This window comes from Leptospira saintgironsiae, assembly GCF_002811765.1.
Lineage (GTDB): Bacteria > Spirochaetota > Leptospiria > Leptospirales > Leptospiraceae > Leptospira_B > Leptospira_B saintgironsiae.
Genome location: NZ_NPDR01000012.1, coordinates 1 through 12,573, shown reverse-complemented (window position 1 = coordinate 12,573; position 12,573 = coordinate 1). Strand labels below are relative to the sequence as shown.

The following is a 12,573-nucleotide window of genomic DNA, read 5'->3' as shown; positions in this document are numbered from 1 at the left end:
CTCCAAATCTATTTTTGGTTTATGTGTTTTTCATATTCATCTTTTACGTTTTTTAACTTTTTAGCATATAGTTCCTTACCGGCCAGGATCATTCTTCTCGAATCGTCGTTCAAACGTTCCGGATATCGATCCTCCATGATCTTCAATAGTTCTAATTGATCTTCATGTAGTTTGATTTGAGCTGTGTAATACTCATCTATCTCTTTGCGAGTTGCTTTATTGGAGTAAATCTTTCCGTAAAGAGCTGCCCAATCTTCTCTTAGCTCATTCTGAGCTTTCATTTCTGCTGCATCTCTTGGAGTTGCTACAGCTACCCAGTATAGATTATCAGGAGTTTCATTTCTTAAGAGAGAAGCAGGTATAAGTCCTTCTTCATCATTGGAAGAAGAGGAGTTAAGGCCTAGAAAATTAGATAAAGAAGAGAATCTTTCGGAAAAACCGCTTTTTGGTGAATGAGAATGGGCAGCCTCAGTGTCCTTCGAAGAAGAAGGGATCACCAAAAGAACAAATAAGCTTAAGATAAGAATGGATACGACAGCCAATGCTATTTTTCGCGACATACTTAGGAAGATATAAGTATTTGTACATATGTGCAATGAGTTTGGGATGAAAGTGTATCTAGGTATGATGAATGGAAAAATTCTTATTAACCCCTTATATAAGGGAAGTTTTTATATTCGATCGATTGTTATATAAAGAGGTTTCGGCAGAGCGGGTTGATTTCGATTAACAATGCATTTGTTATGCGAAATGGAGCGCCCTAAAGGGTGTTTTTTAGGGAAATATCTGGGTTTTTCCTGTGGAATCCTAAGGGATTTCGAAATAAAAGCCCGCGACAGCGATTCGAAGGGCTTTTAAGTCCGGGCTTGCCCGGATGAGCGCAAAGCGCGAACCCGTAGAAGCGCGGTCTGAGCGTTAGCGAAGAGTCGCCCTAACCTTCATAATCCAGTTATTTTTCGAGGTTTTCATATTAAAATTTTGGATAAAATAACAGAAATTATAACAAAAAGACTAAACAAATGTAGGTCTACAGGGTCTATTAAGAAGATCGCAAATATACTGAAATTTGGTAAGATTGGAAGAAAGGAAAAGATTGGCTCCCCCTGCAGGGCTCGAACCTGCGACCCAGTGATTAACAGTCACTTGCTCTACCGACTGAGCTAAAGGGGAGTGTCTGGTAGCAGAATCCAGTTTTTAGAAATGAGGCAGGCTGGCAATGAAAAATCTTCGAGACATAGGTATTTTCTGATCAGATCTACATACAATTTTCCGGCGAAAACCGAACAGCTTTTGGAAAAAGTACTATGGGAAAATTTGAAAGCTATAGTAGCGTGACATAATCCAAAAACGCACTATATTTTGCCGGAGTTTCATAAGGAGAATGCTATGAAGCTAAATAAACATTTCACTTCACCTGAGAAGGGATTTTCAAAGGACTTAAACTGGGTTAAGAGGAATTCTAAGATCTCTAACCCTGACGGATCCGTCGTCTTCGAAGCTAAGGACATTCTTGTTCCGAACCAATGGTCTCAGGTTGCAGTAGATATTCTTGCCCAGAAGTATTTCAGACGCAAAGGAGTGCCAAAATACTTAAAAAAAGTAGATGAAAAAGGCATTCCAGAATGGTTACAGCGCTCTGAACCAGACACTGAAAAACTTTCTTCTTTAAAAGCAGAAGATCGTTTCGGTGGAGAGGCTTCCGCACAGGAAGTTTTCCATCGTTTAGCGGGCTGTTGGACCTATTGGGGATATAAATACGGTTATTTTTCAGACGAAGAAAGTGCTAAAACTTTCTACGAAGAAGTATCTTTCATGCTGGCTTCTCAAATGTCCGCTCCTAACTCCCCTCAGTGGTTCAATACTGGATTACATTGGGCGTATGGGATCGACGGTAAATCCCAAGGACATTTCTATGTGGATCCTACCAGTGCAAAATTGGTAAAATCTGCTTCCGCATACGAGCATCCACAACCTCATGCATGTTTTATTCAAAGTGTAGATGATGATTTAGTGAATGAAGGTGGTATCATGGATCTTTGGGTCCGTGAGGCTCGCCTATTCAAATACGGTTCCGGAACAGGAACCAACTTCTCTAACCTGAGAGCGGAAAACGAATCCCTTTCTGGCGGAGGAAAAAGTTCCGGTTTAATGAGTTTCTTAAAGATCGGAGACCGTGCTGCTGGTGCGATCAAGTCTGGTGGAACCACTCGTCGTGCTGCTAAAATGGTATGTTTGGATGTAGATCATCCGGATATCGATCGTTTCGTAGATTGGAAAGTAGAAGAAGAGAAGAAAGTAGCTTCTCTAGTAACCGGCTCCATTCTGAACAACAGACATCTAAATGCGATCATGAAAGCTTGTTACGAGATGGAGGGAGAGGATCGTTTCGAACCTAAAAAGAACTCCGCTCTTAAAAAAACTATCGTAGAAGCTAAGAAAGTTTTAATTCCTGATAATTATATCAAGAGAGTGATCGATCTTGCTAGACAAGGTTATAAAGAACTCATTTTCGAAGAGTTAACCACAGATTGGCAATCAGAAGCATATAATACTGTTTCTGGACAGAATAGTAATAACTCAGTTCGTCTTCCGAATGAGTTCATGAATGCTGTAGAACAAGATCTTCCTTGGCATTTATATAACAGAACTGAAAAGGAAAAAGCTCTCAAAGAAAAAAGAGCTGCTAAACCTGCAAAAACCATCAGAGCAAGAGATCTTTGGGATAGAATTTCTTTTGCAGCTTGGTCTTCTGCTGACCCTGGAACACAGTATCATACTACCATCAACGAATGGCATACTTGTCCTGAAGATGGAAACATTAATGCTTCCAACCCATGTTCAGAGTATATGTTCTTGGACAATACTGCATGTAACTTGGCTTCTGCGAACTTACAGAAATTTGTAGATCCTGAAACTCTTGTTTTCGATGTAGAAAGTTTCCGTTATCTTTGCCGTCTTTGGACAATCATTCTTGAGATTTCCGTGACCATGGCTCAGTTCCCTTCCAGAGAGATTGCAGAACTTTCTTATAAGTTCAGAACTCTTGGACTCGGATACGCAAACCTTGGTTCCGCATTGATGATCATGGGAATTCCTTATGATTCTAAGGAAGCAATGGCGATCACTGGTGCCATCACTTCTATCATGCATATGACCGCTTATGCTACTTCTGCGGAAATGGCAAAAGAACTCGGACCATTCCCTGGTTATGAGAAGAACAAAAAGCATATGCTTAGAGTTCTAAGAAACCACAAAAGAGCGGCATATAATGTTCCTTCTGAAGATTACGAAGGTTTAACTATCACTCCTGTAGGAATTGATCCTGCATACTGCCCTTCTTACCTTTTGAAAGCAGCTCAAGAAGATTCTGATAATGCAGTTTCTTTAGGAGAAGCTCATGGATACAGAAACGCACAAGTTACAGTAATCGCACCAACAGGAACTATCGGTCTTGTAATGGATTGTGATACTACTGGTATCGAGCCTGATTTCGCTTTGGTGAAATTCAAAAAATTAGCGGGCGGTGGTTATTTCAAAATTATCAACCAATCCGTTCCTTTGGCTCTTCGTAAACTTGGATACTCTCCTTCTGAGATCGAATCTATCGTGAATTATTGTAAAGGACATGCTACCTTAAACGGAGCTCCTGTAATCAATACACAAAGCTTGAAAGAAAAAGGTTTCACGAACGAAATTTTGGAAAAAGTAGAAGCTTCTCTTCCTTACGCGTTTGATATTAATTTTGCATTCAATAAGTTTAACTTAGGTGAGAATTTCTTACAAAAGAACTTAGGGATCGCAAAAGAAACTTATGATTCTTTCACATTCAATTTGCTCGAACATTTAGGTTTCTCTAAAGATGAGATCAATAAAGCAAATGATTATGTTTGTGGAACAATGACCATCGAGAACGCTCCTTACTTAAAAGAGAAAGATTACCCTGTATTCGATTGTGCGAACAAATGTGGTAAATACGGAAAACGTTATCTTTCTTATGAGTCTCATATCCGCACTATGGCTGCAGCTCAGCCTTTCATCAGCGGTGCGATCTCTAAGACGATCAACCTTCCAGAAGATGCAACTATTGAAGATATCAAAAACGCATACTATATCTCTTGGAAGATGATGGTAAAAGCGAATGCACTTTACCGTGACGGATCTAAACTTTCTCAGCCTTTGAACTCTGTATTAGAACTTCTAAATGGAATCGAGTTAGAAGAACAAGAAGAGATCGCAGAAGCTGCGGTTGCTAAAGATCCTTCTCAATTTGCAGAAAAGATCGTTTATAAATATATCTCTCATAGACGTAAACTTCCTAACAGAAGAGCCGGATATACTCAAAAAGCAGTTGTTGGCGGTCACAAAGTTTATTTAAGAACTGGTGAATATGAAGATGGGCAACTCGGAGAGATCTTCGTGGATATGCACAAAGAAGGTGCAGCGTTCAGAAGTTTGATGAACGCATTCGCGATTTCCGTATCTTTAGGTCTACAACATGGAGTTCCATTAGAAGAGTTTGTGGATGCATTCACATTCTTCAAATTCGAGCCAAATGGTATCGTTACCGGAAATAAACATATCAAAATGAGTACTTCCGTAATCGATTTCATCTTCAGAGAACTTGCGATCACTTATCTGGGAAGATATGACCTTGGCCAAGTAGCTCCTGAAGATCTAAGAGGAGACGAGATCGGATCCAGAAAATCTTCTGAGTCCATCCAATCTAAGGCACCTGTTCAACCAGTAGCTTCTGCAGTAGTGGAAACTGCTCCTGCTTCCGAGCCGGAAACAATTTCCTACTCTCAGATGATGAGGACAGAGAAGCCTACCTCAGGAATTGCTCTGATGGAAGAGATCAAAATGGCAAGGATCAAAGGTTATACTGGAGATTCCTGCACAGAATGTGGATCTTTCGAGATGGTAAGAAACGGTTCCTGTCTGAAATGTATGTCCTGCGGGGCAACCACTGGATGCTCTTGATCTAAAGAGTTCCAGTCTGGATAAAAAGAAAAACCTCGGATGATGATTCATTCGAGGTTTTTTTATATCTTCAATCGATATGTTTACTGTAAAATTTACGATGATCTATCTTATTCGGAAAATTCAAATTTCGTTATATTATCTTGTTTATAACAATAGAATTCATAACTGATTGGTTCTCTGAATCGGAAAACTTTTTCGACCAGTACTTTATCATACTCCTTGGTCATTGACTCATATTTTAATTTCAAGTTATCGGGTAATTCTTGTGGAAGAATTGGTCTCTCAATTTCTAATCCTTCTTCCCATGAATATTCCAGAACAAAATTACTTTCTCTCCATTTGATCCTTGTTTCTTGTTCTCGGATTACCCATGAAGTGGAAACGGAGATATGATCCTGATCGATGATCTTGTTTATTGAATTGGAAAAAAGAAATATTCCGGCTATTACCATGGATATATATCCTATTCTTTTAAAAGCAAGATCACTTATATAAGGTAAGATATATTTTATGGAAAATGAGGATATGATAGAAGCAAACGCGATCGAAACACCGATATAGATTGCAGATTCGGAATAAAATCCTAAGGCTATATAAACAGCAAGTTTGAATAAATGAAGAAATAATTCGTTTGCCGCTCTTGTGGCGACTATCTCCTCTTTTTTCAGTCCATAATTTAAGTAAAACCTATTGAATATCAGTCCGATTGCTCCGGTGATCCCGGATACGAGGCCGGAAAAAAATCCAAGTATTGCTATGATTACGTTCGAATACGGTTTCTCCTTTGTTTCATGGTCCGCCTTTGATTGGAAAATTTCAGGGAGATTTGCTAAAAGGAAAAGTGAAACGGATAACTGTAGATAAATCGGGTTTAAAAACTTTATGAGCCATGCACCTAATAGAACCGCAGGTATCGAAAAAGGAACGAACCAATAAAAAATTTTCCAATCGATACTCTTTCTAAATACTATAATTCTAGATGCCGAATTGGAAGCTGTTCCGAGAGTTAAAGCAAATGGAACTATGGAAGGGGTTAATAAACTAGTTAGTATAGGAATTAATATTAAACTGGCTCCTCCCCCACATATCGTACTGACCCAAAACGCCAATATTGATCCGAAGAATAGAAGTACCAGTGCAGGAAGCATTGGAAATTAAACTAGTTAAGGAGCTGGAGTTCCTGGTAAACCCCCTGCTGCCGGAGCGTTTAAGCCAGGGATCTTAAATTCAGGTCTTTGGAAAGTTCCAGTGATTGGGATACATTTCCCACTTCCACCTTTTTCTAAAAGATCCAATGCACCTACAATGATCTGGTTTTCTGCAGCAGAGGCAAAATTCCTTTCTAACTCAAAACAAACTCTTAGGTTTAATTGAGAATTAGGAAGTGAATCCGAAAGTCTGAGATTTCCGTGAAGATCCAACCTTGCGACGGATGTATCTATTATAAATTCTTCGAACTCTACCATTCCTTGGTCAATTCTGGAAGTAATGAGTATCTTATTTATGAAAAAGTTTTCTATTTTTCCTATAAAAGGAATTTCAGGAAGATTCGGGAAAGACCCGAATTTTCCTTCTGGCATTTTGAGAGAGAATGCTCCGCCGAATCTGCTGGCAGGGACGCTTAATGAGTCCAACTGCAAATGACCTTCTAACTCCCCTATGTTTCCTATAGTTTGGCCGTCGTAGTCTAGTTCTAATTCTTCAATTTCGAAATCGCCGTTTACCTTTTTTCTTAATAAGGAAAAAAGTCCAGCCTTGATCTGAGCATCTTTAGATCTGATCTTGAATGTTTGACCCATGATTTCCATGGATTTTACAGAAACTTTTCCGAGCAGAACCGAAACGGATAACTCGTTAAAAAATACGCTGCTTGGCTGCCCTGAGGAGGAATTCATTAACTGGCGGACAATATTTTCGTAAGGGAATAATAGGATCAAAAAAAGAAGAAAAGAACTGAGTCCACTTCCGATCAGTATAAGTTTTTGTTTGAGAGAAAATCTGGGAGTATCTTCCTCCTCTTCTTCGAGAGGCAATTCCTCCAATTCCATCGTAAGGAATTCTTCTTCCTCGTTGGAGATTAGTTCGTCCTCTTCTTCTATTTCTATCTTTTTTGCGCGAGCCATCTTATTTTCCAGGAGCGACACTATAAGCCGCAATTTTCATGTTCACGTCGTAGGTATTTTTATCTTGGTAAGGTTTGTTAGTCTGGAAATATTCCACCCTTGCATTTACCTTATTACCCTTATCTATATCATATAATACTGACATAACGTTTTCAAGAGGAACACCTCTTAAATTTACTTCGAAAACGATTACCTGGTATTTTCCCTTGTCGATCGCTTTTGCAGGGATAGGTCGCATTGTGGAAATTCTATCCTTTACCCCGTTATCTGAAAAAATTCTCTCCAACTTTGCTGCAAATGCGCTTTGATCATTTTCTCCAGTGTTCACATTTTCCAGAGATCTGAAAAATAAATAATCTGAGATTGTTTTGTCTAACTGTGCAACAAGTCCAGGAGTATTGTTTACTGTTTCAGAAAGATCAGTCCTTAATCTGTAAATTTTGCGGACTACCAAGAATACTAACAGAAATAGGATGAGTCCCGCAGCGATGACTAATAGAAGTTTTTCCCTAGGTTGTAATTTTTGCCACATAGACGATCCCTCTTAATCGTTTTCTTCGATTTTAGAGGTCACCTCCATTTTAATCACAAAGGAAACTTTAAATGTTTTGAGTCCGAAGTTTGGACGGTTACTATCTAATTTTACGTTTTTGAACATTGGAGAACGGGCCAAAGAATCCTGTACTTTTCCGATTTCTGAGATCTCGTTTACTGCACCTTGGATGGAAACAGAACCGTTATCATAAGTGATACTTTGGAATAAGAAAGGTTGCATCCCTGGATCAGGGAACTTTAAGGAAATTTCATGTAATACGTCTAACACGCTTGGTTTAGAAAGGTATTTTCTATATAGTTCAGTTTTTCTTTCTGCGCCATCTCTCAGACTTTTTGCAAATTCTAGAGGATCTCTGCTGGAAGGTACACTGGATCCAGTACTTGATTTTACTTTTTCAGCCAGGATCTTATTGGCAGCTGCGAGTTTTCTTTTATCAGAAATAATCCCTAAGAAAAATACTCCGATCAAAAGTACAAAAGACACTGAACTTAAAATAATATGAGGTTTAAATATACTTATATCGAATAAGTTTTTATTAAGCCTTTTTACATAAGGAGTTTCTAAAAAGTCTATTTTAGCTTTTTTAGATTGGATTAGATGATAAGCCATCCCATAGCAGGTAGCGAATCTATCAGGATCTGCACTTAAGAAATCGTATCTTCTGGCTTGGATCCCAAGGTTTTCTCCTATAAAGGATTCTAAGTCTCTGACTTTACTTCCTTCTCCTGAAAGATATACTACTTCCGGTCTTTCTGTTTCCTCTAATGATAGAAAACTTCTGCGAACTTCTTCGCTTAAGGATGTGAAAAATTCCTGGGAAATTGCAAATGCCTTTTTGATATCTGCAATTTTGAGTTTGTATTCTTTTGCAAATAAATTCAAACCATCTTCTGGAGTATGGAAAGGTTCAAATTGGATACTTGTCTTTAATGCTTCTGCTTTATCTTTAGGTATCTTTAATGCTTTAGAAATTTCTTCTGTAAGAATATCCCCGCCTACAGAAAGAAAACGTGTATGTGCTATCTTTCCATCTTTAGTCACGTTTAAGATGGATTTTTTGCCGCCGATATCTAACTGAGCAACGTTTGCGAATTGTATCTCTTTATGTAAATGTTTAGATATAATAGAACCCAAACATACCGAATCCACAAAAATCCCGCGAAACACAAGACTGGATTCCAAAAATGGAGAAGCTAACGTATCAAACTCGGAATGATGAGAGGTATAAGTGATTACGTCCGATTTGTCTTGGTCGATTCTCCAAACAGAACCAAGCACTTCGACAGTTTCCATTGGAAAAGGGACTCTACTTTCTATTTCGAAAGGAATTACTTCTCTTACAGCTTTTTCGGTAGTTAATGGAATGGAGATCTCTCTCACGAAAAGTTTGTCTAGAGAGAGTGAAAGAACGATTGCATGTTCTTCTGCAAAATAGGTGTTTATAAAACGAAGTACATTTGTTTCGTACTCCTTTTCTTCCATTCGGGAGATGGGCATGGTCTCTGCTCTAAGAAGAGTCAGGTTCCCAGCTACTCTTTGGAACAGAACACCTTTTACAGAATTTGTACCGTAATCTACGGTTAAAAACTTTTCGTATAAGAACATTAATCTTCTCTATAATATAGCATCAGGTTATTGGTCAGGTCGAAAATTCCGGTGATCCTACGTACAATTTTAGGTCCTTTCATAACATCGGAACTTTTTTTACTATTATAGTTTCTTTCTACTTCCCCGACCGCGCTGATCCGAAATATTTCGCCCTTTGTTTTGATCCTTCCACCGGACACATCGGTTCCTTCTCCTGCTAATTCTTTGTAGAGGGAAAGTCCGCCAACGGAAGGTACCTGGAATTCTGGGATAGTTTCCAGATCCTTAATTTCCTTCAGGTAGCCGCCCTTTTTGATCTTCATTTTCATGATCTGAAGAACAGATTGGCGGTTCATAAAATCGGATAGAGACATTAAAACGAAGTACGGTGCGGCGTTCAAGTTGATTCTATCATCGTAGTTTCTTTGGAAAGGAACAAATGCGGTCAGATTATTTGCCAAAACGAAATCCGACTCCCCGATCAGACTTTTTTCCTCGTCGGACATAAAATCCTTGGAATACTTTTGTTCATAGTCGGGAGGTTTTTGGGAGCCATATACAATTTTAGGATCGAAACCTTTCACAGAAGTAAGCTCGGAAAGAGAATACATGTATGCGTTTTTGATCTTTCGTGGAGGGGTCAGTTTTTCATAATATGAAATTTCAAAATTCCCCTGGCTATCATCATCCAACCAGTCGATCACTGGGTTGAAAAGATCCCTCTTCATTCCCAAACGTTCCAGAAGTCTCTGGGCCATTTCTTGGTTTCTTAAATTTAATTCTTTTGTGTCTGCATTGAAGATAGAATTTAAGTTAATTTTTCCATCTTCTCCCTGGATCTTATAATAGATCCAGCCTCCTCCCATTGGAACTGGAGGTGGATTCAGTCCTATTCCAGATTGGTATAATTGTTCTTCCGGGATTTTTCTGAGTGCTGCCAAGGCTCCTTGGAATCCAGCTTTTGCTAAAAGAGAAGCTTTGAATCCAGACATTTCTCCTTGTGAAATTTTATATTCTGCCATGGACCTTTCTGCAAAATCTAAGGTAGTGGTTAATGCAGCTACACCAATGCCTCCGACTAGGAGCATTACAATTGCTCCTCTTCTTCTGGAAAATCTTCTGCCTTTTAGGCCAAGACCCGAATTCATTTCAGAAGCATCCCTGGGAAGGCAAGAGTTTCGAAACGTCTTTCCTTATTTCCCATATTAGCGATGATCTCTATTCGGATCAGACGTGGGATACTTTTTCTTTGGAAAGAATCCCATTCTTCTTCCCATTCTTTTCCTGTTTTAGAAAATTTAAAGGAGAGAGATTTTACATTATCTAACAATTCGTATTCTTGTCCGCCTACGAATGGATAACGATCTACTATCTCATCTTCTCTTCTCATTAATTTATAATAATCCGTGCCGTCTTTTTGTTTTAGATAATATTCTACTTCTCTTACTTCAGGAAGTGCAACTTCTTCTGAATTAGGATGAACTGCCGCGAATACTATAAAATGATCTTTGGTGCTTTCACCTGGATGTCTTGGTCCATCTTCTGCTTTGCGTCCCTTTCTGCTTACAAAGACCAGATTTTTTTCTGTCTGGAAATAGAATGCCATTGTCAATGTGCTTCTAATATTTTCGATAACAGAAATTGCTTTTTCCCTATCAACACCATCTGCACTCGAAGTTGGACGAGTGACTTTTAAGATTGTAGCATAAGTTCCGAATACCATTCCGAGTAAAACTCCAAGTAATGCTGCTACAATGGTCAATTCGATCAGTGTAAATCCAGATCTTCTTCTTTTTTGAAGTAACTTAAGAGATTTTGAATGTATAGAAGAAGGTTCCATATCAATTCATCCTCGCCTTATAAGTCTCGATCGTGTATTGTTCTTTTACTGGAATTCCTTGGTTATCTCTTCCACCTGTAGGATATTCTATCGTTACATAAATATGAAATACTGCAATAAGTCCACCGGTAGCAGAACCTTGGTTATTACCTGTTCTTTTTGCGATGAGCTGGTTCATGCTGGAGTTAGTTCCACCGAGTAGATCTTCAGGTTTTTTGCCGCTGTCTTTTCCTGCCATTTTTAGAAGATCTAAATTTTCTTCTTTGATGATCGTAGTGAATTTCCAGTCTTTGTAACCTGGTATTTCTCCTGAACTCGTATCCGCTTGAAGAATGGTGGCAGAATCTATCTGTGCCATTTTAATTTTTGCAAGGTGAGTTGCTTCTATCTGGAGTGCTGCAACTTTTTTAAGCCGTATCCCTTCTGAGACTACCATAAGTACATAGAGAAGCCAACCTGCGGCGAGTGCAAACGCCAAGGTCATTTCTAAAATAGTAAAACCTTGTCTCTTCTTAAGAGGGTTTTTTCTCTTAAAACTTACTCGTGCCATATTGCTCGCTACGTTTGTACTCTTCCAATTGTTCTTTGGAAACTACAACTTCTCCATCTTCTATTTCAGATTTTCCGCCATAACGTTTGATGATAAGTGTTCTTGTGATCTCTGGATCCGGACCTAAATGAATGTAGAAATCTTCGGCTACTGCCATCGGAGAAAATGGAATTCGGATCTTTCCTGTATTATATCTATAACCTCTTCCATCCATCACATCTACGATTGCAGAAGAGCTTGGAAGTTCTCTGTCTTTGAACACTGGAACTTCTTTCAGGCCAGTCTCATCTCTTTCCATATCTAAGATTGTATAAGTTTCAGTATCAACATTCAACTGAAGATATACTGTTCTTTGGTTGATCTTAGCCCTACGAAAGCAGAAGTTCACAACGTCATGCAGTAACATTGCTTCTTCTTGAGCACCTGGTGTGAGTAAATTAACTAAGGAAGGAAGCACAAGAGCGAACATCACACCAATCAGGAATACTGCGACTCCCAATTCGATCAATGTGAAGCCGGAACGGATCCGGCCTTTCGCTCTCGGGCTCATTTGATTTATTTTTTAGCGCCGGATGCAGAAGAGAATTGAGCAGGATATTGTTCTTCTTTAGTGATATCGAAGTCCGAGTTTAAACCTTCTCCTCCTTCTGCCTTATCCTGACCAAAAGTAATGATCTGGATCTCACCAGCTCCATCAAATCTGAGTTTGTATGGGTTTTTCCATGGATCTTTTATAGAATCTTTACTGCTTACCATTGGGATCCAGGTTTCAGGGATTTCTCCGTTAGTTGGTCTTTCAACTAATGCGTCTAAACCTTGCTCTTCGCTAGGATAACTTCCGAATTTGGAAGCGTATCTTTCCAAATGTAGTCTAAGTTCCTGTTTGTCTTTTTTGATCTTCATCTTTGCGGTCTCGAGGCTCACTCCACCGAAA

Annotated in this window: 11 protein-coding genes and 1 tRNA gene; 1 reads left to right on the top strand and 11 read right to left on the bottom strand. The window is 39.0% G+C overall.

Annotated elements, in window-relative coordinates; translation table 11 throughout:
• Window positions 1-8 precede the first annotated feature (8 nt).
• Together CH362_RS17895 and CH362_RS17890 are read right to left on the bottom strand one after the other, a co-directional pair.
• Window positions 9-542 (bottom strand): hypothetical protein, encoded by a 534-nt coding sequence (locus CH362_RS17895; RefSeq protein WP_244280640.1) that lies wholly within the window; start codon window positions 540-542, stop codon window positions 9-11.
• Between the two features lie 552 nt (window positions 543-1,094).
• Window positions 1,095-1,170: transfer RNA gene (locus tag CH362_RS17890), tRNA-Asn, on the bottom strand.
• Between the two features lie 216 nt (window positions 1,171-1,386).
• Here CH362_RS17890 and CH362_RS17885 point away from each other — a divergent pair.
• Window positions 1,387-4,980 (top strand): vitamin B12-dependent ribonucleotide reductase, encoded by a 3,594-nt coding sequence (locus tag CH362_RS17885; protein WP_100711682.1) that lies wholly within the window; start codon window positions 1,387-1,389, stop codon window positions 4,978-4,980.
• A gap of 110 nt (window positions 4,981-5,090) precedes the next feature.
• Here CH362_RS17885 and CH362_RS17880 read toward each other — a convergent pair whose 3' ends face one another.
• From CH362_RS17880 to CH362_RS17840, 9 genes are all read right to left on the bottom strand, one after another.
• Window positions 5,091-6,131 (bottom strand): sulfite exporter TauE/SafE family protein, encoded by a 1,041-nt coding sequence (locus CH362_RS17880; protein ID WP_100711681.1) that lies wholly within the window; start codon window positions 6,129-6,131, stop codon window positions 5,091-5,093.
• Between the two features lie 15 nt (window positions 6,132-6,146).
• Window positions 6,147-7,106 carry a type II secretion system protein GspN gene (gspN, locus tag CH362_RS17875; protein ID WP_100711680.1) on the bottom strand — a complete coding sequence of 320 codons (960 nt, stop codon included), beginning with the start codon at window positions 7,104-7,106 and terminating at the stop codon, window positions 6,147-6,149.
• Window position 7,107: 1 nt separating this feature from the next.
• Window positions 7,108-7,638, bottom strand: coding sequence for a hypothetical protein (locus CH362_RS17870; protein WP_100711679.1), 531 nt, complete (start codon window positions 7,636-7,638; stop codon window positions 7,108-7,110).
• Window positions 7,639-7,650: 12 nt separating this feature from the next.
• The gene (locus CH362_RS17865) at window positions 7,651-9,267 is read right to left on the bottom strand and encodes a cell division FtsA domain-containing protein (RefSeq protein ID WP_100711678.1); all 1,617 of its coding nucleotides are present in this window, start codon (window positions 9,265-9,267) and stop codon (window positions 7,651-7,653) included.
• A complete protein-coding gene (locus tag CH362_RS17860; protein ID WP_100711677.1) occupies window positions 9,267-10,397 on the bottom strand; it encodes a type II secretion system minor pseudopilin in 1,131 nt (376 codons plus the stop codon). Before CH362_RS17860 ends, CH362_RS17865 begins: the two co-directional genes overlap by 1 nt.
• Window positions 10,394-11,089 carry a type II secretion system protein GspJ gene (locus CH362_RS17855; protein ID WP_100711676.1) on the bottom strand — a complete coding sequence of 232 codons (696 nt, stop codon included), beginning with the start codon at window positions 11,087-11,089 and terminating at the stop codon, window positions 10,394-10,396. The genes CH362_RS17860 and CH362_RS17855 overlap by 4 nt, the downstream gene beginning before the upstream one ends.
• Before the next feature lies 1 nt (window position 11,090).
• Window positions 11,091-11,639 carry a prepilin-type cleavage/methylation domain-containing protein gene (locus CH362_RS17850; protein WP_100711675.1) on the bottom strand — a complete coding sequence of 183 codons (549 nt, stop codon included), beginning with the start codon at window positions 11,637-11,639 and terminating at the stop codon, window positions 11,091-11,093.
• Window positions 11,620-12,189 (bottom strand): type II secretion system protein, encoded by a 570-nt coding sequence (locus CH362_RS17845; protein ID WP_100711674.1) that lies wholly within the window; start codon window positions 12,187-12,189, stop codon window positions 11,620-11,622. Before CH362_RS17845 ends, CH362_RS17850 begins: the two co-directional genes overlap by 20 nt.
• A gap of 5 nt (window positions 12,190-12,194) precedes the next feature.
• Window positions 12,195-12,573: type II secretion system protein GspG (locus tag CH362_RS17840; protein WP_100711673.1), on the bottom strand; the 379-nt coding region annotated here is incomplete at its 5' end.

Excerpts from the sequence above, each read along its gene's own strand:
- CH362_RS17885 (WP_100711682.1), top strand. The coding sequence starts at position 1,387 with ATGAAGCTAAATAAACATTTCACTTCACCTGAGAAGGGATTTTCAAAG.
- CH362_RS17880 (WP_100711681.1), bottom strand. The coding sequence starts at position 6,131 with ATGCTTCCTGCACTGGTACTTCTATTCTTCGGATCAATATTGGCGTTT.
- gspN (WP_100711680.1), bottom strand. The coding sequence starts at position 7,106 with ATGGCTCGCGCAAAAAAGATAGAAATAGAAGAAGAGGACGAACTAATC.
- CH362_RS17870 (WP_100711679.1), bottom strand. The coding sequence starts at position 7,638 with ATGTGGCAAAAATTACAACCTAGGGAAAAACTTCTATTAGTCATCGCT.
- CH362_RS17865 (WP_100711678.1), bottom strand. The coding sequence starts at position 9,267 with ATGTTCTTATACGAAAAGTTTTTAACCGTAGATTACGGTACAAATTCT.
- CH362_RS17860 (WP_100711677.1), bottom strand. The coding sequence starts at position 10,397 with ATGAATTCGGGTCTTGGCCTAAAAGGCAGAAGATTTTCCAGAAGAAGA.
- CH362_RS17855 (WP_100711676.1), bottom strand. The coding sequence starts at position 11,089 with ATGGAACCTTCTTCTATACATTCAAAATCTCTTAAGTTACTTCAAAAA.
- CH362_RS17850 (WP_100711675.1), bottom strand. The coding sequence starts at position 11,639 with ATGGCACGAGTAAGTTTTAAGAGAAAAAACCCTCTTAAGAAGAGACAA.
- CH362_RS17845 (WP_100711674.1), bottom strand. The coding sequence starts at position 12,189 with ATGAGCCCGAGAGCGAAAGGCCGGATCCGTTCCGGCTTCACATTGATC.